This is a genomic window from Nocardioides sp. Soil805, from assembly GCF_001429625.1.
GTDB lineage: Bacteria > Actinomycetota > Actinomycetes > Propionibacteriales > Nocardioidaceae > Nocardioides.
This window is the reverse complement of the sequence record NZ_LMSU01000005.1, coordinates 85,282-106,114: the sequence shown is the minus strand read 5'-3', so window position 1 is coordinate 106,114 and position 20,833 is coordinate 85,282. Positions and strand designations below refer to the sequence as shown.

The following is a 20,833-nucleotide window of genomic DNA, read 5'->3' as shown; positions in this document are numbered from 1 at the left end:
CGCACACCATGAGTGAAGTCCTGGTTGTCATCGACCACGCCGACGGCGAGGTCAAGAAGCCGACGTACGAGCTGCTCACCATCGCCCGTCGCCTCGGCGAGCCGTCCGCGGTGTTCTTCGGCGCCTCGGCGCAGGGTGACGCGGTGGCCGAGAAGGTCAAGGCCTACGGCGCGGAGAAGGTCTACGTCGTCGACGACGCCGAGCTAAAGGGCTACCTGGTGGCCCCCAAGGCCGAGGCCCTGCAGCAGCTCGTCGAGAAGTCCTCGCCGGCCGCCGTGCTGATCCCCTCGACGTTCGAGGGCAAGGAGATCGGCGCCCGGCTCGCGATCAAGATCGGGTCCGGCCTGATCACCGACGCCGTCGACGTCCAGGAGGGACCCGTCACCACGCAGAGCGTGTTCGCGGGCAACTACACCGTCACCGCGAAGGTCACGCAGGGCACGCCGATCATCACGGTCAAGCCCAACTCGGCCGCCCCGGAGGAGTCCGCGGGCGCGGGTGCCGTGGAGGCGTTCGCGCCGACCATCTCGGACGCCGCGAAGACCGCGCAGATCATCGCCTCGCAGCCGCGCAAGTCGACCGGTCGCCCCGAGCTGACCGAGGCCGCGATCGTGGTCTCCGGCGGTCGTGGCACCGGCGGCAACTTCGAGCCGATCGAGGCCTTCGCCGACTCCCTCGGCGCGGCCGTGGGTGCCTCGCGTGCCGCGGTCGACTCGGGCTGGATGCCGCACGCGTTCCAGGTCGGCCAGACCGGCAAGACCGTCTCGCCGCAGCTCTACGTCGCCAACGGCATCTCGGGCGCGATCCAGCACCGCGCGGGCATGCAGACCTCCAAGACCATCGTGGCCGTCAACAAGGACGAGGAGGCCCCGATCTTCGAGCTCGTGGACTTCGGCGTGGTGGGCGACCTCCACACCGTCCTGCCGGCCGCGACCGAGAAGGTCACCCAGCGCAAGGGCTGACCCGCCCCTCGCACGACGCACGACGCAGGACGCCCCCGACCGCAACGGTCGGGGGCGTTCGTGCGTCGTGACCGGGCCCTCGCGCTAGGTTGCCGGTCATGGAGAGCACGCGGGTCACGATCACCACCCCCGACGGCGACATGCCGGCCCACCTCTGGCTGCCCGAGTCCGGCAGCGGGCCGGGGATCCTGCTGCTGCAGGAGATCTTCGGGGTGAGCCGCTACATCGAGCAGCGCGCCCGCGACCTGGCGTCCCTGGGTTACGTCGTCCTGGCCCCCGAGCTCTTCTGGCGCCTGGGCGTCTCCTCCGTCGAGGAGGGACCCGACGCCCTGGAGCAGGCGCTCGCGCTGCTCCAGCGGGCCGACTGGCAGGCGGCGGTCCGCGACAGCCTCGACGCCCTCGAGCAGATCCGTTCGCGCAGCGAGGTCGTCGGCGGCGTCGGGATCGTGGGCTTCTGCTTCGGCGGCGGGCTGGGGTTCAGCGTGGCCGCCGAGTCCTCGCCCGACGTGCTGGTCAGCTACTACGGCTCGGCCCTGCCCGACATCCTGGGCCTCGTGGACCCCGACGCACCGGTGACGGTCGTCGAGCCGGAGGCGGTGACGGCGCCCTCCCTGCACCACTTCGGGCTGGCCGACCAGTTCCTCACCCCGGTCGTGGTCGAGCAGGTCCGCGACGCCCTCGAGCCGCTGGAGCACGTCACGTTCCACGCCTACGCGACCGCGGACCACGCCTTCGACAACCCCGACTTCTTCCTGCACGACGCCGACGCATCGCGCCTGGCGTGGGAGCGGACCGCCGCCTGGCTCGCGGAGAACCTGCCCGTGGGCGGGGCGTCCGCCCCGGCTCAGTAGAGGGTGCGCCGGACCTTCCAGCCGTCCCCGCGCGGGACCACCGACAGCGTGGTGCTGTGGAGGCGGCCGGAGAACGTGTAGGAGGGAGCCGTCCCGTAGAGGTCGACCTGCACGCGGCGGCAGGTGTCGTTGCGGGCCCGGGCGCGCGGGACGGCGGTGTCCGTACGACGCCAGCCCGACGCTGTGGACTCCTGCAGGACCGTCGGCCAGCCGGACGCCCGGGACGTGGTCAGCCTCAGTGCGGACCCCGGGCCCGACGGGAGCACGACGTCACAGCGGCGGGTGGCCCCGACCGGGAGCACGACCCGGCCGAGCTCGCGGGAGAAGACGGTGGTGGAGCGTCGGGTGCTGGAGGACACCCACCGCCGGTCGGCCGAGACCCCGAGCGGGTGGCTGGCCACCTGGACCGTGGTCCAGGTCGAGCCGTCGGTGGACACCAGCGCCTTCGAACGACCGGCGCACGCCACCTGCGCGACCAGGACGCCGAAGGGCTGCGAGGAGAACGCGCCCTCCCAGTGGCACGGCCCGGGCAGGGTGGTCAGCGGACGCAGCGGCCCCCACCGCTGCGCGAGGGCGTCGTACTCCTGCACGTCGACGGCACTCCGGTCGGCCGAGGACAGGGCCACCAGCGGTAGGCCGGGGGAGCTCACGTAGGTCGTCCCGGCGCGACCGCCGCGCTCGACGAGGCCGGGAGCCGCGGAGGGTGCGACGGCGGTGACCGTCCACGCGGAGGACTGGTCGGGGCGGCTGATGGTGGTGACGTAGGCGGGGGAGGTGCGGTCCCCGAAGAGCACGGTCAGCGCGTCGACGTTGACCAGGGAGGAGTCGCTGCAGGCGTTGGGAACGTCCAGCTCCTGCCGGACGGGCTCCCCGTCGCCGAGGCGGGTGACCACGGTGAACCGGCAGTCCGCCTCCCGGCGACCGTTCCGGCCGTACAGGACCGAGACGCGACCGTCGTCGGCGATGGTGGCGGTCTCGGTGTACTCCTGCCCGGGCAGGGAGATGGTGCGGGAGCCGAAGCCCTCGGCGGGGGTGAGGGTGAGGTGGCCCTGGTACTGCGGCCAGACCGCCGAGCGGCCGTCGGGGGAGATGCCCGGCTCCTCGTAGGCCTCGCCCTCGAGCCGGTGCACCCGCCAGGTCACGAGGTCGTCCGACCACAGCGCCTGGGAGTGGGTGGGCGCCTGGTCCTCGGCGTAGCCGAACCGGTCGCACTCGGCGATCAGGGCTACCGACGTGCCGGCAGCGCGGGCGTCGACGTCCCCGCAGAAGAGGTTCTTCCTCCTCAGCACCACCGTCCGCTCGCCCCACGTGCCGGTGGCGGCGTCGTACCGTCGGCCGCGCACCTCGCGGAGGTTGCGCGAGACGCTGACCGCGAACCGGTCGCCGTCGGCGAGGTCGACCACGACCCCGCGTGTCGTCTCCCGCGGCAGGTCGGCCTCCGTGGCCGGCGCCGGCGCCACCTCGGCGCGCGCCGCGGCCAGCGTGGTGGCGAGCAGGGCGACGGCGATGCCGCCCCCGACCAGCCTGGGCATGAGTCGTCCCCGGGTCCCCGTCATGCCCGGCACCCTAACCCCGCGGCCCGCGGCTGAGACGGCCTCGCGAGGGGGTGCCGGCCGACCTACGCTCGAGCCATGAGCACCGACGCCCCCACGCACGACCGGGCCGACCACGAGGCCGGGGTCCGCGAGGTCGCGACCCGCGCCCGCGTCTCCAGCCACGACCTGGCGCTGGCCACCCGCGCCACCAAGGACGCGGCCCTGCACGCGATGGCCGACGCCCTGCTGGCGCAGGCGCCGGCGGTGCTGGCCGCCAACGCCGAGGACGTCGCGCGGGCCGAGGAGGCGGGCACCCCCGCCCACATCATCGACCGGCTGCGCCTCACCAGCGACCGGCTCGCGGCCATGGCCGCGGGCCTCGTCGACGTCGCCGGGCTGGCCGACCCCGTCGGCGAGGTGGTGCGGGGCTCGACGCTGGCCAACGGCCTCGAGCTGCGCCAGCTGCGCGTGCCCTTCGGCGTGGTCGGGATGATCTACGAGGCCCGGCCCAACGTGACCGCCGACGCCGCCGGCATCTGCCTCAAGTCGGGCAATGCCGTCCTGCTGCGCGGCTCCTCGAGCGCGCGGTCCAGCAACGCGGCCATCGTCGAGGTGCTCCGCGGCGCCGTGGTCGCCGCCGGCCTGCCGGCCGACGTCGTCCAGCTCGTGCCCGGCGACAGCCACGACTCGGTCAAGGCCCTGATGCGGGCCCGGGGGCTGGTCGACGTGCTGATCCCGCGCGGGGGAGCGGGCCTGATCCGCAGCGTCGTCGAGGAGTCCACGGTGCCGGTCATCGAGACCGGCGTCGGCAACTGCCACGTGTACGTCGACGCCTCGGCCGACCTCGACCAGGCGCTCGCCATCGTGGTCAACGCCAAGACCCAGCGCACCAGCGTCTGCAACGCCGCCGAGTCCCTGCTGGTGCACGAGGACGTCGCCGACGACTTCCTGCCCGCCGTCATCGACGCGCTGCGGGCCCACGACGTGACCATCCACGGCGACGAGGCGTTCTGCGAGTACGACGACGTGGTCGTCGCGACCGACGAGGACCACGCCACGGAGTACCTCTCGTCCGACATCTCGGCCGCCGTGGTGGCCGACGTGGAGGCGGCGATCGCCCACATCCGTCGCTTCTCCTCGGGCCACTCCGAGGCGATCGTGGCCCGCGACCAGGGGACGATCCGGCGCTTCGTGGCGGCCGTCGACTCCGCCGCGGTGCTCGTCAACGCCTCGACCCGGTTCACCGACGGCGGCGAGTTCGGCTTCGGTGCGGAGATCGGCATCAGCACCCAGAAGCTGCACGCCCGGGGACCGATGGGGCTGCCCGAGATGACGTCCACCAAGTACGTCGTCGTGGGCGACGGGCACGTGCGCTGAGCGAGCCTCCTGGCGAGCGGGCGCCGAGGAACGTCCCGCGCGCTCCGGACGATAGGATCGCGCCATGTCGCTGAACGCCCTGACGATCCTGGCCGCCGAGTCCCACGACGCGCCCACCATCCACCCCTACCTCGTGGGTGGCATCGCGCTGGTGATCCTCCTGGGCCTGCTGCTGGCCCTGGTCGCGTTCGGCGGCGGGCGCGAGCACAGCTGATGCCCCGTCGCGTGGGCGTGATGGGCGGCACCTTCGACCCCATCCACCACGGCCACCTCGTCGCGGCGTCCGAGGTCCAGGCCTGGTTCGACCTCGACGAGGTCGTGTTCGTCCCGACCGGTGCGCCGTGGCAGAAGGCCGACCGGGATGTCTCGCCGGCCGAGGACCGCTACCTGATGACGGTCATCGCCACGGCGTCCAACCCTCGGTTCAACGTCTCGCGCGTCGACGTCGACCGCACCGGCCCGACGTACACCATCGACACGCTGCGCGACCTGCGTGCCGAGATGCCCGACGCGGAGCTCTACTTCATCACCGGTGCCGACGCACTGGCCGACATCTTCACATGGCGCGACGTCGACGAGCTCTTCGCGCTGGCGCAGTTCGTCGGCTGCACCCGGCCGGGCTACGACATGGACCCGGCCACGCTCGACAAGATCCCCTCCGACAAGGTCACCATGGTCGAGATCCCGGCCCTGGCGATCTCCTCGACCGACTGCCGCGCGCGCAGGCGTCGCGGCGAACCCGTCTGGTACCTCGTGCCCGACGGCGTCGTGCAGTACATCGCCAAGCACGACCTCTACACCACCACTGCGGGAGACACTCCCGACAAGGAGCCCGTATGACTGCCACCGACCACGCCATCGAGCTCGTCCAGGTCGCCGCTGCCGCGGCCGCCGACAAGCTGGCCCAGCAGGTCATCGCCTTCGACGTCAGCGAGCAGCTGGCCATCACCGACGCCTTCGTGCTCGCCTCGGCGACCAACGAGCGGCAGGTCAAGGCCATCGTCGACGAGGTCGAGGACAAGCTGCGCGAGCACGGCGCCAAGCCGATCCGCCGCGAGGGCCACCGCGAGGGACGCTGGGTGCTGCTCGACTACGGCGAGATCGTCGTCCACGTGCAGCACGAGGAGGAGCGCCAGTTCTACGCCCTCGAGCGGCTCTGGCGCGACTGCCCGGTGATCTCCGTCGACGTCACCACGCCGGCCGTCACCGAGGTGCCCGGCGCGGCCCACGCGGGCACCACCGACGCCGACGACGCCGGCACCGCCGACGAGGAGTGACCGCTCCCCGCACCCTGGTCCTGCTGCGGCACGGCCGGACCGCCTGGAACGCCGAAGGCCGCGCGCAGGGCCAGCTCGACGTCGGCCTCGACGAGGTCGGCCACGCGCAGGCGGCGGCCGTGGCGCCGGCGATCGCCGCGCTGCGACCGGACGTGCTGTGGAGCTCCGACCTCACCCGCGCCGCGACCACCGCGGCGGCGGTCGCCGAGGCCACCGGGCTCGAGGTCCGGCACGACGCGCGCCTGCGGGAGTACGACGTGGGGGCGCGGGCCGGCCTGACGATCCCCGAGTTCGCGGCCGCCCATCCCGCCGAGCACGCCGCGTGGACGGCCGCGGGCGGCTCGTTCGAGAACGCGGACGCGGTGCCGGGCGCCGAGTCGACCGACGACGTGCTGCGCCGGATCCTGCCCGCCCTGACCGAGGCGCTGGGCTCGGTGGCGCCAGGCGGGACCGCGTGCGTCGTCAGCCACGGCGCCGCGCTCAAGGCCGCCACGGTCGCGCTCCTCGGCTGGGACCGGGCCACGGCCACGTCGTTGCGCGGGCTCGACAACTGCGGCCACTCGGTCCTCGCCGACGCCGGCCGGGGGGCCCCGCTGCGCCTCGTGGCGTGGAACCGGACCCCCGATTTCGCACCCTGCACACCGGTTGGCTAATATTCTGCGAGTTGTCCGAGGGAGTCCGCTCCGGAGGGCGCACCCGTTGGGGGTGTGGCGCAGCTGGTAGCGCATCTGCATGGCATGCAGAGGGTCAGGGGTTCGAGTCCCCTCACCTCCACCGACACAGATCAGGCCGGGCCCACCAGGGCCCGGCCTGATCTGCTTCCGGGGCCGAACGGCCCTACCCCCGGCCTCGACCGCCCGCGTAGAACGGACGTGTCCCGGGGAGAGGCGGAGACCGTGGCGCACCCGCTGCCGCACGAGGGGGAGGCCGAGCCGGTCCTCACCTGGCTCGGCCGCCACACCGCACGGGTGCGACGGCAGGAGATCGAGTTCTCCAACCCGGGGCTGGAGTACCGGCGCCTGTTCAGCGAGCTCTGGGGGACCTTCCTGCTGGTCCTGGTCGCCGCGGGCGGCGGCGTGGTGGGCGCGACGTCGTACGGCGGCGACCTCACGCTCGCGATGAAGGCCCTGGCGCCCGGGGTCATGGTGATGGCGATCATCTTCTTCATGGGCACGATCTCCGGGGCGCACCTGAACCCGGCCGTGACCCTGGCCTTCGCCGTGCGACGGAACTTCCCCTGGCGACGGGTGCCCGGCTACCTGGTGGCGCAGGCCGGGGGCGCGGTCCTCGCGGCCCTGTTCCTCGACGCGATGTACGGCGGGATCCTCAACGGCGCCACCGTGCCGGCCCCGGGCGTGAGCCGGACGGTCGCCGTGCTGACCGAGGCCGTGCTGACCCTGGGTCTGGTGAGCGTCATCCTCGGGACCGCGACCGGTGCCCGCAACATCGGGTCCAACGGAGCGCTGGCCGTGGGTGGCTACATCGGGCTGGTGTCGGTCTGGGCGGCGCCGGTGACCGGCGCCTCGATGAACCCGGCCCGCTCGTTCGCTCCGGAGCTCGTGGGGGGGCGACCTGACGAACTGGTGGATTTACCTGGTCGGACCGCTCGCCGGCGCGATGGTCGCGGTCGCCTTCGAGTACATCCTCCGCGGCGGGCCCACCCCCGGCGGGAGCGAGGCCGCGCAGGGCATCCTCGACGACGACCCGCGCGGGATCTGAGCGTGCGGGTCGGATTGGTCGATCCCTAGGCTCAGCGCATGCCCGCCCGCTTCGACCACCTCGTGATCGCCGTCGCCGACCTCGACGAGGCCGCCGCGCGCTGGACCGCCGCGGGCATCCCCGCGGTCCGCGGCGGGGCCCATCCCGTCGGCACCGTCAACGCGCTGGTGCGCGGTCCGCGAGCGGCGTACGTCGAGCTGATCGCCGCCGGCGCTCCCGGGTCGAACCCGTGGCTGGACCGGGTGCGGTCCGGCTCCGGGCCGATCTCCTGGGCCATCGCGGTCGACGACGTCGACGCCGCGCGCGAGGCGCTGGTCGAGGCGGGCCTCGGCCCGCGCCCGGTCACCGAGGGCTCACGGCTCACCCCGGACGGCGAGACGGTCGCGTGGCGGCTGTGCGACGTCGGCGCGGGCCCGTACGACGAGTCCCTGCCGTTCCTCATCGAGTGGACGACGCCGATGCCCCCCGGGCCGGCCGACGGTCCCGTGGTCTCCTACGTGACGCTCACGCCGCCCGACCCGGACCGGGTCGCCGACGTGCTCCTGGCGCTGGGGTTCGCCGCCGTGTCGCACTGGCCGCGACGGGTGTTCCGTGATCCGGACGGGGTGGGCATCACCCTGCTCCCGGTGGAGGAGCCGGGCCGGGACGGCGCGTCGTCGTGGGAGGGTCCGGCGACCTCGCTCGCGCTGGAGCTGCCGGCGCCGCAGCTCGTCCATCACCACCTGGACGACGTCGCGGTGATGGCGGTGCCGGACCGGCGCCGGTTCGGGGCGGCGGCCCTGCTCCCTGCCGTCGAGGCGGCCTTCGCGCGCCTGCGTGGCGGCCTGGCGGACTGGCCGAACCCGCACCCCGGCGGCGAACCGGCGCTCGAGGAGGAGTACTCGCGCTGCCTCGACCCGGGCCGCTACCGGCTGCTCGGGGTGCGGGCCGACGCCTGGGTGGAGGCGATCGTGTCCGCGGGGCTGGGCTCTGCGACCCCGGTGCCGCCCGACGCGATCACGTGGGTGGGCGAGACGCACCTGCGTCCGACCCGGGCGACCGTGCTCCGCGGCCGGGACGGCACCCTGCCGGTGGCGGTCGCCTGGGCGCCCATGGACGAGGCCGACGGCGCGTTCGTGCTCGTCGGGGTGGGCGAGCCGGCCCACGTCCTGGAGCGGCAACCCGACTGCGGCTGCGACGCCTGCGACACCGGCTCGGCGGACCTGCTCTCGACCGTCGACGACGCCTTCCTGCTGGGCCTCAGCGGTGGCGTGCACGTCGTGCGCGAGGGTGACCGCGTCGTCACCCGGACGCTGAACGGGTGGAGCGCGACCGGCGTGTTCGCACGGGGCGACGAGGACCGGTGGCTGGCGGACGCGGCCGCCGGGCGGCGTACCGACGGCGTCGTCCGCGGCGAGCCCTGGGTGTGACGGCAGGCGTGGGCGGTCGCAGTCCATGGACGACTGCTCCCGCCCACGGTCCGGTCAGGCGATCGTCATCCCGCCGTCGACGGGGAGCGTCTGGCCGGTGATGTAGCCGGCGGCGGGGGAGGCGAGGAAGACCACCGTCGCGGCGAGCTCGGCCGGGTCGCCCTTGCGGCGGGCCGGCACCCGCTGCATGGCCAGGTCGAGGTAGCCGTCGGGGTAGGTGTCGGTCATCTCGGAGGTGAAGAACCCCGGCGCGACCGAGTTGACCCGGATGCCCTTGCGCTCGGTCCACTGCTGGGCGAGGTCGCGGGTGAGGCCGTTGAGGCCGGCCTTGGAGGCGGAGTACGCCGCCTGCGGGAGCCCGCCGGTCGTGATGCCGAGGACCGAGGAGATGTTGATGATCGAGGAGCCCGGCGCCATGACCCGGCCGCACGCCTGGGCCATCCAGTAGCAGCCGTTGAGGTTGACGTCGATGACCGAGCGGAACTGCTCGGGCGTCTCGCGGGTGGCGGGCACGGCGGTGCCCGCGCCGGCGTTGTTGACCAGCACGTCGACGTGGCCGAACTCCGCCATCGCGGCGTCGACGAGCGCCTGGCACTGCGCGGGGTCGGCGACGTCGGTCTGCACCGTGAGGACGCGCCGGCCGGCGTCGCGCACCAGCTGGGCGGTCTCCTCCAGGCGGTCGGCGCGGCGGGCGCCGAGCACCAGGTCGGCACCGGCCTCGGCCAGCCCCTGCGCGAAGGCCACGCCCAGGCCGCTGGAGGCGCCGGTGACGATGGCGACCTTGTCGTCGAGTCGGAACATCTCGGGAGTCGTCATGGACGCGACCCTATCCAGCCGGCGCGGTGACCTCGACGTCACTCGTGCGTCGCGGCAGGTCGCGCACCGACCGTGAGCAGAGCACGAGCAGGCAGATGGCGGCGTACGCGATCCCGGAGACGACCAGCACGCGGGAGTTGCCGAAGGCGAGGCCCAGCGGTCCCCAGGCGAGCTGGCCGACGGGCATCGCGATGAACGAGCCGAGGGCGTCGTAGGAGTAGGCGCGCGACAGCATGTCGTCGTCGATGTTCTCCTGCATGGCGAGGTTCCAGCCCATCGAGAAGACCTCGATCCCGGCGCCGGCCACGAACGCGCTGGCGACCAGGGCGACCAGGGTCGGGTCGGCTCCCAGCACCACCATCGGCAGCCCGGCGAGGGCGATGGCGAGCATCCCCCAGAAGAGCGGACGGCGCAGCGGCACCCGCAGCAGCACCACCGCCATCGCCAGCAGCCCGAGCGCCTCGGCCGAGAGCACGTAGCCCCAGCCCTGGCGGCCGATCGTCTCCTGGGCGACCACCGGGCCGAGGGTGAAGAGCGCGCCGTTGTGGATCATGTTGAGGGCGCCGAACCCGATGACCACCGCCCACAGCCAGGTGGTGGACCAGAAGAACCGCCAGCCCTCGCGCAGCTCCGCCACGGTGCTGGACGAGGCCTTGCGCTCCCTGGGCGCCACCCGGACGGGCAGCAGGAGCGCCGCCGAGAGCAGCCAGGTCGCCGCGTCGATCGCCAGCGCCCAGCCCGACCCGACCGTGACCACGAGCAGGGCGCCGATCGTGGGGCCGAGGACGGTGAGCCCGTTGCGGGTCAGCGACAGCAGCGCGTTGGCCGGCTGGAGCTGGCTGCGCGGGACGAGCTGGGGGACCATGCTCGCCATCGCGGGGAACGAGATCGCCGAGACAGCGCCGTGCACGGCCGACAGGGCGATCAGCATCCACAGGTCGGCGGTGCCGGTGATCACGAGGAACGCGATCGCTCCCTGGGTGAGCGCCGAGGCCACGTTGGAGACCTGGAGGACCAGGGTGCGGGGGAGTCGGTCGGAGATGACGCCGCCCCACAGCAGCAGGACGATCATCGGGATCGTGTGCGCGGCCAGCACCTGGCCCAGCGCCGACGCGGACGCCCCCTCGATGTCGAGCACCGCGAAGGCGAGCGCGATGTTGGCCATCATCGAGCCGAGCGTGTTGGTGAAGCGGGAGGCGAAGTACCACGCGAAGCTGCGCTCGCGCAGGGGAGCGGCGGCGTCCTTCCACGTCATGACGCGTCTCCCATCAGGAAGGCCTGCGACGAGGCGCTGACGTGGACGGTGCCCTCGGTGCGGGCGGGACGGGCCTGCTCGTGGAGCAGCGTCATCGCCGCGGAGATCTGGTCGATCGCCGTGCGCCACGTCTCCGGGGTCACCCACGTCTCGATGTCCGAGGAGCTTCCCGGCCCCCTCACGCGCTGGGCCAGGCGACGGACGACCTCGGAGTGCGTGGCCTGCTGCCAGGCGATCTCGTCCTCGACGCTCGGGGGGCCGGAGGGGCGGGTCGGGTCGCCGCCGACGACGTACCGGTAGCGCTTGGCCGTCCCCCCGCGGATCTTCTCCTCGCTCTCGACCACGAGCTCGCCGGCGTCGTGCAGGACGCGCAGGTGGTACGACGCGTTGGCGTGGGTCAGCTCCAGCTCGCGGGCCACCTCGGCGGCGCTCATCGGCTGGGCGGTGAGCATCGAGAGGATCCGCAGCCGCACCGGGTGCGCCACCGAGCGCAGGGCGGAGATGGCGTGCTTGTCCGGGGAGTCCACGAGACGCTCCATCAGTCGTTGGGGGGTGATCGTCGCCCGGGACGCGTCGGACTGTCAAACGGTTCTTGGAGGGTTGACCTGCGTTCGTCCCTGAGTCGACCCTGAAGCACCCCCGAAGCGGGATGGATTCCGCCCCGCGGCGTGGTTGAGTGGAGGACACAGACACCGACCAGGAGGTCGCCATGAGCCAGACACCGCAGGACCCGTACGGCGACCGCCCGGCGTACGAGCCGCCGTCCCACCAGCCCGACTACCGGGCGCAGTCGTCGATCTCGCCGTCCCAGGAGCGGACCCTCGGGTCCGCCGCGCACTGGGTCCCCCTCGTCGCGATGGTGCTCTCGGCCGGCACGCTCGGCTTCGTGGGGTCGCTGGTGATCTACCTGATGTACAAGGACCGCGGGCCCTTCGTGCGCCAGCACGCGGCCAACTCGCTGAACGTCCAGATCATCACCGGCATCGTCCTGCTGCTCTCGTTCCCGCTGATGCTGCTGCTCATCGGCTTCGTCACCTACCCGCTCGCGCTGGTCTTCGCCTTCGTGCTGCACGCGATCGGGGCGGTCAAGGCCAACAACGGCGAGTGGTGGGACCCGCCCTTCACGCCGCGCTTCGTGCGCTGAGCCCGACCCGCGACCGGCGGCGACCCGACAACCGGGTCGCCGCCGGTCGTCGTACGGCGCTAGCATGGGCCGCATGTGCACGCAGTCCCTGCTTCTTCGCCAGCCGCGCTGACTCGACGAGTCACGCGGCCACCCCTCCCTGCGAGGGGTTTTTTCATGCCCGGAGCCGGGCGGGGACAGCACCACCGCACGGACGACACGAAGGAACACACGATGAGCGACGAGCGCGAGACCTACGACACCGAGGCCACCGAGACCAAGTGGCGTGCGGTCTGGGACGACCTGCAGCCCTTCCGGGCCGACGACGAGAGCCCGCGCGAGAAGAAGTACGCGCTCACGATGTTCCCCTACCCCAGCGGCGACCTGCACATGGGCCACGCCGAGGTGACGGCGCTGCACGACGTCGTCGCGCGCTACTGGTGGCAGAAGGGCTACGAGGTCCTGAACCCGATGGGCTGGGACTCCTTCGGCCTGCCCGCCGAGAACGCCGCGATCCGCAACGACGCGCACCCGGCCGACTACACCTACGGCAACATCGCCACCCAGCTGGAGTCCTTCCAGCGCTACGGCGTGAGCTTCGACTGGTCGCGCCGGTTCAACACCTCGGACCCGTCGTACTACCGGTGGACCCAGTGGCTGTTCCTGAAGTTCCACGAGAAGGGGCTGGCCTACCGCAAGAACAGCCCCGTCAACTGGTGTCCCAACGACCAGACGGTGCTGGCCAACGAGCAGGTCGTCGACGGCACCTGCGAGCGCTGCGGGGCCGAGGTCACCAAGCGTGAGCTGACCCAGTGGTACTTCCGCACGACGGCGTACGCCCAGGAGCTGCTGGACGGCCTGGACGACCTGCAGCCGACCTGGTCGGACAAGGTCGTCAACGCCCAGCGCAACTGGATCGGTCGCTCCGAGGGCGCCCACGTCGACTTCGTGGTCCCTTCGACAGGCTCAGGACAAGCGCGGGATCGGACGATCACCGTCTACACGACGCGCCCGGACACGATCTTCGGTACGACGTTCATGGTCGTGGCGGTCGACTCCGCGCTGGCCGACGACCTGGTGACCGACGAGCGCCGCACGGACTTCGAGGCCTACCGCGAGGAGGTCCGCAGGGAGACCGAGATCGAGCGGCTGTCGACCGATCGCCCCAAGACCGGCGTCGACCTGGGCGTGACCGCCACCAACCCCGTCACCGGCCAGCAGATGCCGGTGTGGGCGACGGACTACGTGCTGGCCGACTACGGCACCGGTGCCGTCATGGGCGTGCCCGGCGGGGACCAGCGTGACTGGGAGTTCGCCACCGTGATGGGCCTGCCGATCATCCGCACCACCCAGCCCCCCGCGGGCTTCGAGGGCGAGGCCTTCTCGGGCGAGGGGCCGGCGATCAACTCCCCGGCCGAGGGCCAGCCGGCGCCGCTGGACATCAACGGCCTGCCGGTCGCGGAGGCCAAGTCCACGACCATCTCCTTCCTGGAGCGCGAGGGCCTGGGCCGCGGCACCGTCAACTTCCGGCTGCGCGACTGGCTGCTGTCGCGGCAGCGCTACTGGGGCGCGCCGATCCCGATCATCCACTGCCCGGTCGACGGCGAGGTGCCGGTCCCCGAGGACCAGCTGCCCGTCGAGCTGCCGGAGCTGCGCGGTGCCGACCTGAAGCCCAAGGGCACCTCGCCGCTGGGCGGCGCGGCCGAGTGGGTCGACGTCTCCTGCCCCACCTGCGGCGGACCGGCCAAGCGCGACACCGACACCATGGACACCTTCGTGGACTCGTCCTGGTACTTCTTCCGCTACGTCTCCCCGCACGACGACACCCAGGCCTTCGACAAGGGCCTGGCCGACACGTGGGGTCCGATCGACCTGTACGTCGGCGGCGACGAGCACGCGGTCCTGCACCTGCTCTACGCCCGCTTCTTCACCAAGGCGCTGCGCGACATGGGCCTGGTGGGCTGGGACGAGCCGTTCTCGGCGTACCTGTCCCAGGGCAAGGTCATCAACAACGGCCGCAAGATGAGCAAGTCGCTGGGCAACGGCGTCAGCCTGGGGGACCAGCTGGAGGAGTTCGGCGTCGACGCGGTGCGCCTGACGCTGGTCTTCGCGAGCCCGCCGGAGGACAACATCGACTGGGCGGACGTGTCGCCCGGAGGCTCCGCGCGCTTCCTGCAGCGGGCCTGGCGGCTGAGCGGCGACGTGACCAGCGCGCCCGGGACCGACCCGGCCGGTGGCGACCAGGCGCTGCGCCGGGTGACCCACAAGACGCTGCGTGACGCCGAGACCCTGGTCGAGGCCCACCGCTTCAACGTGATGGTCGCGCGCACCATGGAGCTGGTCAACGCCACCCGCAAGGCGATCGACTCCGGTCCGGGCGGGGCCGACCCGGCCGTGCGCGAGGCCGTCGAGGCGGTGGCGATCCTGCTGTCGCTGGTCGCGCCGTACACCGCGGAGGAGATGTGGGAGCGGCTGGGACATGCGCCCACCGTCGCCCGTGTCGGGTGGCCGGTCGTCGACGAGGCCCTCCTGGTCGAGGACTCGGTCACGGCCGTGGTGCAGGTCCAGGGCAAGGTGAAGGCCCGCCTGGAGGTCTCGCCCGAGATCACCGACGCCGACCTGGAGGCGGCCGCGATGGCCGACGCGGGCGTCGTACGCGCCATCGACGGACGTCCGGTCCGCAAGGTGGTCGTGCGTGCGCCCAAGCTGGTCAACATCGTCGTCTGACGCGTGAGCGCGCGAGGGACGAGCGGGCGAGCTGCGAAGCGACCGTCGGGCGTCGTCTGACGCCTGGGCGCTCGGCCCTCGCGGGATCACCGGCTGCCCGGTGATCCGGTGGGTCGGCGCGTGTTGCAACGTACGCGAACCCACTGGAGTGCGCGTCAACCTCCGGGCCCGCGCGGCTGGTCCCACCCACTAGCCTTCGTGCATGCCCGTCGTCGTGGTCACCGACTCGACCGCCACGCTTCCTGCCGACCTCGCCGAGGAGCAGGGGATCGTGGTGGTCCCGCTGCAGGTGGTCATCGGTGCCCAGGTGCACGACGAGGGCTCGGAGGGCGCGACGCCGGAGCTGGTGGCGCAGGCCCTGCGCGACTTCGTGCCGGTCAGTACGTCGCGTCCCTCGCCCGCGTCGCTGGCCGAGGTCTACGAGCGGCTGGCACGTGAGGGAGCCGACGAGATCGTGTCGATCCACCTGTCGGGGGAGATGAGCGGCACGTACGAGTCGGCCCAGCTGGCCGCCCAGCAGGTCGACGTCACCGTGCACTGCGTCGACTCCCGCCAGGTGGGGGTGGCCACGGGCTTCGCCGCGCTGTCGGCGGTCGAGGCGGTGCGGGCGGGCGCGACGGGTGCCGAGGCGGCGGAGGTCGCCCGTGCCCGGGCTGCCGGCTCCGCCTCCCTGTTCTACGTCGACACCCTGGAGTACCTGCGCCGCGGTGGGCGGATCGGAGCCGCGGCCGCGATCCTGGGTGGCGCCCTGTCGGTCAAGCCGTTGCTGTGCATCGAGGACGGCAAGGTCGCCAACCTCGAGCGGGTACGGACCGCCGCGCGGGCCCTCAGCCGGCTGGAGGACCTCGCGGTCGAGGCGGCAGGGGAGTCGCCCGTCGACGTGTGCGTCGCGCACCTCGCGAGTCCGGACCGGGCCGCTGCCCTGGCGGACAAGCTGGCGCTGCGCCTCGCCGACCAGCTCGAGGGGCGGGAGGTCTGGTGCGGCGAGCTGGGTGCCGTGCTCGGCGCCCACGTCGGTCCCGGCATGGTCGCGGTCTGCGTCGCCCCGCGCTGACCCACGGGCCACCAACCGTCCCACGCGGCCAGGTGGCCGAGGGTTCTCCACAGGCAGGCGTACGCCGGTGGCGGACGTCGGCGGGTCTTCCTAGGTTCGACGCATGCGACGTCGCCCTCCCTCTCCCGAGCACGCCGAGGCGGTCTCGCGTCGCCTGGCGACGCTGAGCGCCGAGCTGGCCTCGGTGCGCGGTGACCCCGTGGCCGGTCACCAGCACACCCGCATCCGGCAGGACCCGCAGCCGGCGCCGTGGGACGAGCCGGCGGAGGTGACGGTGGTCCCGGTCCCGGGACGACACGCCTCGCGGCGCCTGGTCGACCGGGTGCGCCTGACGTCGGGCCACCTCGCGGTGGTCGCGCTCCTGGTGGCCGCCGGTGTCGGGGTCGCGGCGTGGTTGGTGGTCCGCGGCCAGGCCGAGCCGGTGCCCGTCGCCCCGCTCTCCCCGGTCGCCGAGCCGCTGGCCGACGTGCCGACGCCCGGTCCCGACGGGGCGATGGCGTTCAACGGGCAGGGAGCGCCGGGCGTGACCGGGGCACCGGCCGACGGTGCAGCGGGAGGTGTGGCGTCGGGGGGCGCCACAACCCCGCCGTCCGCGGACCTGACCGTCGACGTGGCGGGCAAGGTGCGCCGCCCGGGGATAGCCGTGCTGCCCGCTGGGTCGCGCGTCGTCGACGCCCTCGAGGCGGCCGGAGGCGCGCGCCGTGGTGTCGACCTGACCGCGCTCAACCTCGCCCGCCCGCTCGTCGACGGCGAGCAGATCCTGGTCGGGGTGGCTGTCCCCGCGGGCGTGCCCGCGTCGGTGGGGGAGCCCGGGGCGACGACGGGGGGCGCCCTGGTCAACCTCAACACCGCGGACCCGACGACGCTGGAGACCCTGCCGGGCGTCGGGCCGGTGACCGCGGGAGCGATCATCACCTGGCGCGACCAGCACGGCGGGTTCTCGGCCGTCGAGGAGCTCCTCGAGGTGGACGGGATCGGTGATGCGACGCTGGCGCAGATCGCTCCGCACGTGACGATCTGAGCCGGGCGGTGCGAGACCTCCGGACCCCGATGCTCGGGGCGGGAGCGTGGCTGGGCGGGATCGCGGCCGCCGTGCTGCCACCGTGGGCCACCCTCGCCGTGGTGGGGCTCGTCCTGCTCACGGCCGTCGTCAGCAGGCAGGGGGCCGCCATCGGCGCCGCGCTGGCCGGCGCGGCCGTGGCCGGGGTCGCGCTGCTGCACCTCGGCGGGATCGCCTCGGGTCCGGTGCACGACCTCGCGACCGAGCGGGCGGTGGTCACCGCGGACGTGGTGGTCACCAGCGATCCGCGGGTGAGCCACGGGCGCTTCGGCGACGTCGTGGTGGTGCGGGGCGACGTGCGCACCGTCGCGGGCCGTGGCGCGGCGTACGACGTGCGCAGTCCGGTGGTCGTGCTGGCCGACGAGGGGTGGCTCGACGTCGCGCTGGGGGAGCGGGTGCGGGTCTCAGGACGCCTCGGTCCCGCCGACGACGGGGCGGCGGCGCTCCTGAGCGCCCGCGGTCGTCCGCAGGTCGTCGAGGGACCGGACCCGTGGTGGCGGGGGGCCGCTGCCGTGCGGCGCTCGATCCGCGAGGCCGTCGCGCCCCGCGCCGAGCACCCGCGCGAGCTGGTGCCGGCGCTGGTGGTGGGCGACGACAGCGGCCTGGATCCCGCGCTCGCCGACGACTTCCGCACCACGGGCCTCACGCACCTGCTGGCGGTGAGCGGCACCAACCTCACGTTGCTGGTCGGCTTCCTGCTCGTCGTGGCCCGGTGGCTGGGCGTGCGTGGACGCTGGACGTACGCCGTGGCCGCGGCGGGCGTCGTCGGCTTCGTGCTCATCGCGCGGACCGAGCCCAGCGTGGTGCGTGCGGCGGCGATGGGCACGGTGGCCCTGGTGGGGATGGGCACCAACGGTCGCGAGCGCGGCGCGAGGTGCCTCGGTGTCGCGGTCCTCGCCCTGCTGCTCGTGGTGCCCGACCTCGCGGTCTCCGCGGGCTTCGCGCTGTCCGCGCTGGCGACGGGCGGCATCCTCTTCCTGGCGCCGGGATGGCGCGACGCGCTGATGGCGTGGCTGCCCCGCTGGGCGGCTGAGGCGGTCTCGGTGCCGCTGGCCGCCCAGGTCGCCTGCACCCCGGTGGTGACGGCCCTGTCCGGCCAGATCAGCCTGGTGGCGGTCCTTGCCAACCTCCTGGCCGCCCCGGCCATCGCTCCCGCCACGGTGCTCGGGCTGGCGGGCGGCCTGGTCGGGCTGGTGTGGACCCCGCTCGGGCAGGTCGTCGCCGCCCCGGCCGCCTGGTCGGTCGGCTGGATCGTCGTGGTGGCCCAGCACGGCGCCGCCCTGCCGACGGCCTCGATCACGTGGGGGACCGGACCGCTCGCCCTGGTCGTCGTCACGGCACTGTGCGGCCTGGTGGTCGTGGTGGCGCCCCGGGTGCTGCGCCACCGGGGCGCCGGCATCGGCTGCTCGGTGCTGCTGGTCGTGACCGTGCTGACCCGGCCGCCGACACCCGGGTGGCCGCCCGACGACTGGGTCCTGGCCATGTGCGACGTCGGCCAGGGCGACGGCCTGGTGCTCCACGCCGGACCGGGGGCGGGCATCGTGGTCGATGCCGGTCCGGACCCGGTGCTGATGGACGAGTGCCTGCGTCGCCTCGAGATCACCTCCGTGCCGCTCGTGGTGCTGACGCACTTCCACGACGACCACGTGGCCGGCCTGGCCGGGGTCCTCGACGGTCGGGAGGTGGGCGAGGTGCAGGTGACCTCCCTTCCGGACCCGGCCTCCGGCGTGGCGCTGGTGGAGCGGGAGACCGCTGGCGTCGGCGCCGCACCGGTCGTCGCGCCGTACGGCGCCACCCGGCGCGTCGGCGAGGTGACCCTCCAGACGCTGTGGCCGCTGCCGGCAGGCGCGCCGCTCGCCCCGGAGGGCGGGGAGGGGAGCGCTGCCAACGACGCCAGCGTGGTGCTGCTCGCCGTGGTGCGCGGGGTGCGGATCCTGCTGACCGGGGACGTGGAGCCGCCGGCGCAGGCGTCGCTCGAGCGGCTGCTCGCCGGCGTCGAGGTCGACGTCCTCAAGGTGCCGCACCACGGGTCACGCCACCAGGACCTGGACCTCCTGCTCGGCGTGCGGGCGCGGCTGGCCCTGGTGTCGGTGGGCGCCGACAACGACTACGGCCATCCCGCCCCTGATCTGCTCACGGCCCTGACGGCGACGGGCGCCCAGGTGCGTCGCACCGACCTCGACGGCGACGTCGTGGTGAGCGTCGACGACGGTGCACTGGGTGTCCGTACCCGCGGCTAGGGTTGGCCCACCATGAGTCGCACCCCCACCGCCGCGCAGGTCCTCGGTCGCGTCGTCCTCGTGACGGGCAAGGAGGAGCTCCTCAGCGAGCGCACGGTCGGCTCGGTGCGCGACGCGGTGCGGGCCCACGACCCCGAGGCGGAGGTCGGCGAGGCCGCCGCCTCCGACCTGACGCTCGCGACCCTGGGCGAGATGGCGGCCCCGTCGCTGTTCTCGACCACGCGGTGCGTCGTCGTCCGCGGCCTGGAGAACCTGCCCGACGAGTCGGTCGACGGGCTGCTCGACTACGCCGGCGCCCCGGCCGACGACATCGCCCTGGTGCTGGTCCACGGGGGCGGTCCCAAGGGCTCCGGGGTGCTCACCAAGCTGCGCAAGCTCTCCGCGGTCACCGAGGTGAAGTCCGAGGAGATCAAGAGGAGCGAGCTGACCGGCTTCGTGACCTCCGAGTTCGCCGGCCACGGCGCCACGATCGCCCACGACGCGGCCGCGTTCCTCGTCACCGCGGTGGGCCAGGACCTGCGCTCCCTGGCAGCGGCGGCCCACCAGCTCACCAACGACTTCCCGGGCGAGCCGATCAGCATCGACAAGGTCAAGCGCTACTTCGGCGGCCGGGCCGAGGCCACGTCGTTCGCGGTGGCCGACGCCGCCTTCTCCGGACGCCGCGAGGCGGCGCTGGAGGAGCTGCGTTGGGCCCTCGACGGCGGCACCGCCACCGTCCTCATCACCTCGGCCATGGCCAGCTCGGCCCGCAGCCTCGCGCGCTACCTCGGTGCCGCCCGGGGGGCCAGGGACAACGACCTGGCCCGCGACCTCGGCGTCCCGCCGTGGAAGGTCAAGCAGGTGCGCGACCAGTCCCGCTCGTGGACCCCGGAGGCGATCGGCACGGCGCTGCGGGCCGTGGCCACCGCCGACGCCGACATCAAGGGCCAGGCCCACGACGCGTCGTACACGCTGGAGCGGCTGGTCCTCACCGTGACCGCCCTGCGCACCCAGCGCTGACGCCGCATCCGGTCCCGCGTTGGCGTGCGGCGGAACGGTGAGCGGCCAGGAAGGGGGGAGGTCGGCAAATGAGTTCGACCCGCCAGGTGTCACCTGACGGGTCGAGCTGAGCGGGTCAGCTCAGAGCGAGGCGGTCTTCTTGGCGATGGCCGACTTGCGGTTGGCCGCCTGGTTCTTGTGGATGACGCCCTTGGACGCGGCCTTGTCGAGCTTGCGGCTGGCGACGCGGCCCGCGGTGAGGGCAGCGTCCTTGTCGCCGGCCTCGGCGGCCTCGCGGAACTTGCGCACGGCGGACTTCAGGCCGGTCTTGACGGCCTTGTTGCGCTCGTGAGCCTTCTCGTTCTGCTTGTTGCGCTTGATCTGGGACTTGATGTTGGCCACAGGTGAACCTTTGCTCGCTCGTGCTGGTCAGGGAAAGCCGGGTGTCAG

At 73.3% G+C, this 20,833-nt stretch carries 20 protein-coding genes and 1 tRNA gene; 16 read left to right on the top strand and 5 right to left on the bottom strand.

What is annotated here, in order from left to right; all coding sequences use genetic code 11:
• The first annotated feature begins 8 nt into the window (after positions 1–8).
• Together ASG94_RS19215 and ASG94_RS19210 are read left to right on the top strand one after the other, a co-directional pair.
• Positions 9–962, top strand: a complete 954-nt coding sequence (locus ASG94_RS19215) for an electron transfer flavoprotein subunit alpha/FixB family protein (protein ID WP_056928098.1) — start codon at positions 9–11, stop codon at positions 960–962.
• A 98-nt stretch (positions 963–1,060) separates the two neighbouring features.
• The gene (locus ASG94_RS19210) at positions 1,061–1,813 is read left to right on the top strand and encodes a dienelactone hydrolase family protein (protein WP_056928097.1); all 753 of its coding nucleotides are present in this window, start codon (positions 1,061–1,063) and stop codon (positions 1,811–1,813) included.
• Here ASG94_RS19210 and ASG94_RS19205 read toward each other — a convergent pair.
• Positions 1,807–3,369, bottom strand: a complete 1,563-nt coding sequence (locus ASG94_RS19205) for a hypothetical protein (protein ID WP_156411715.1) — start codon at positions 3,367–3,369, stop codon at positions 1,807–1,809. The two genes, ASG94_RS19210 and ASG94_RS19205, sit on opposite strands and share 7 nt — an antisense overlap.
• 75 nt (positions 3,370–3,444) lie before the next feature.
• On the opposite strand from ASG94_RS19205, the gene ASG94_RS19200 reads away from it, so the two are divergent.
• The 8 genes from ASG94_RS19200 (at position 3,445) to ASG94_RS19170 (ending at position 9,130) form a co-directional block, all read left to right on the top strand.
• On the top strand, positions 3,445–4,725 hold the full coding sequence (locus ASG94_RS19200) for a glutamate-5-semialdehyde dehydrogenase (RefSeq protein ID WP_056928095.1): 1,281 nt from the start codon (positions 3,445–3,447) through the stop codon (positions 4,723–4,725).
• A gap of 64 nt (positions 4,726–4,789) precedes the next feature.
• Positions 4,790–4,939 (top strand): hypothetical protein, encoded by a 150-nt coding sequence (locus ASG94_RS22250; protein ID WP_200958203.1) that lies wholly within the window; start codon positions 4,790–4,792, stop codon positions 4,937–4,939.
• Positions 4,939–5,565: a nicotinate-nucleotide adenylyltransferase gene (nadD, locus tag ASG94_RS19195; RefSeq protein ID WP_056928094.1), complete on the top strand. Its 627-nt coding sequence runs from the start codon at positions 4,939–4,941 to the stop codon at positions 5,563–5,565. Before ASG94_RS22250 ends, nadD begins: the two co-directional genes overlap by 1 nt.
• Complete coding sequence (gene rsfS, locus ASG94_RS19190) at positions 5,562–6,002, top strand: ribosome silencing factor (RefSeq protein ID WP_056928093.1); 441 nt, start codon at positions 5,562–5,564, stop codon at positions 6,000–6,002. Before nadD ends, rsfS begins: the two co-directional genes overlap by 4 nt.
• Positions 5,999–6,655, top strand: a complete 657-nt coding sequence (locus tag ASG94_RS19185; RefSeq protein WP_056928092.1) for a histidine phosphatase family protein — start codon at positions 5,999–6,001, stop codon at positions 6,653–6,655. Before rsfS ends, ASG94_RS19185 begins: the two co-directional genes overlap by 4 nt.
• Before the next feature lie 48 nt (positions 6,656–6,703).
• Positions 6,704–6,776, top strand: a tRNA-Ala gene (locus ASG94_RS19180).
• A 122-nt stretch (positions 6,777–6,898) separates the two neighbouring features.
• Positions 6,899–7,750, top strand: coding sequence for an MIP/aquaporin family protein (locus ASG94_RS19175; protein WP_200958202.1), 852 nt, complete (start codon positions 6,899–6,901; stop codon positions 7,748–7,750).
• 9 nt (positions 7,751–7,759) lie between these two features.
• Positions 7,760–9,130, top strand: coding sequence for a DUF6226 family protein (locus tag ASG94_RS19170; RefSeq protein ID WP_056928090.1), 1,371 nt, complete (start codon positions 7,760–7,762; stop codon positions 9,128–9,130).
• Between the two features lie 54 nt (positions 9,131–9,184).
• Here the strand turns inward: ASG94_RS19170 and ASG94_RS19165 are convergent, their stop codons facing one another.
• Genes ASG94_RS19165 through ASG94_RS19155 form a run of 3 tightly spaced genes read right to left on the bottom strand, consistent with a single transcriptional unit; the run spans position 9,185 to position 11,728 of the window.
• Positions 9,185–9,946, bottom strand: a complete 762-nt coding sequence (locus ASG94_RS19165) for an SDR family NAD(P)-dependent oxidoreductase (protein WP_056928089.1) — start codon at positions 9,944–9,946, stop codon at positions 9,185–9,187.
• Positions 9,947–9,956: 10 nt separating this feature from the next.
• Positions 9,957–11,201, bottom strand: a complete 1,245-nt coding sequence (locus ASG94_RS19160; protein WP_056928088.1) for an MFS transporter — start codon at positions 11,199–11,201, stop codon at positions 9,957–9,959.
• The gene (locus tag ASG94_RS19155; RefSeq protein ID WP_200958201.1) at positions 11,198–11,728 is read right to left on the bottom strand and encodes an ArsR/SmtB family transcription factor; all 531 of its coding nucleotides are present in this window, start codon (positions 11,726–11,728) and stop codon (positions 11,198–11,200) included. Before ASG94_RS19155 ends, ASG94_RS19160 begins: the two co-directional genes overlap by 4 nt.
• Before the next feature lie 182 nt (positions 11,729–11,910).
• On the opposite strand from ASG94_RS19155, the gene ASG94_RS19150 reads away from it, so the two are divergent.
• The 6 genes from ASG94_RS19150 (at position 11,911) to holA (ending at position 20,404) form a co-directional block, all read left to right on the top strand.
• Positions 11,911–12,345, top strand: coding sequence for a DUF4870 domain-containing protein (locus tag ASG94_RS19150; protein ID WP_056928174.1), 435 nt, complete (start codon positions 11,911–11,913; stop codon positions 12,343–12,345).
• Positions 12,346–12,558: 213 nt separating this feature from the next.
• A complete protein-coding gene (leuS, locus tag ASG94_RS19145; protein WP_082624366.1) occupies positions 12,559–15,051 on the top strand; it encodes a leucine--tRNA ligase in 2,493 nt (830 codons plus the stop codon).
• Between the two features lie 202 nt (positions 15,052–15,253).
• A complete protein-coding gene (locus ASG94_RS19140) occupies positions 15,254–16,105 on the top strand; it encodes a DegV family protein (protein ID WP_056928085.1) in 852 nt (283 codons plus the stop codon).
• 103 nt (positions 16,106–16,208) lie between these two features.
• The gene (locus ASG94_RS19135) at positions 16,209–17,126 is read left to right on the top strand and encodes a ComEA family DNA-binding protein (protein ID WP_056928084.1); all 918 of its coding nucleotides are present in this window, start codon (positions 16,209–16,211) and stop codon (positions 17,124–17,126) included.
• A gap of 8 nt (positions 17,127–17,134) precedes the next feature.
• Complete coding sequence (locus ASG94_RS19130) at positions 17,135–19,405, top strand: ComEC/Rec2 family competence protein (protein WP_235537332.1); 2,271 nt, start codon at positions 17,135–17,137, stop codon at positions 19,403–19,405.
• Positions 19,406–19,417: 12 nt separating this feature from the next.
• Entirely contained in the window at positions 19,418–20,404 is a 987-nt protein-coding gene (holA, locus tag ASG94_RS19125; RefSeq protein WP_056928082.1) for a DNA polymerase III subunit delta, read from the top strand.
• A gap of 120 nt (positions 20,405–20,524) precedes the next feature.
• Here holA and rpsT read toward each other — a convergent pair whose 3' ends face one another.
• Positions 20,525–20,785, bottom strand: coding sequence for a 30S ribosomal protein S20 (rpsT, locus tag ASG94_RS19120; protein WP_056928081.1), 261 nt, complete (start codon positions 20,783–20,785; stop codon positions 20,525–20,527).
• Between the last annotated feature and the right edge of the window lie 48 nt (positions 20,786–20,833).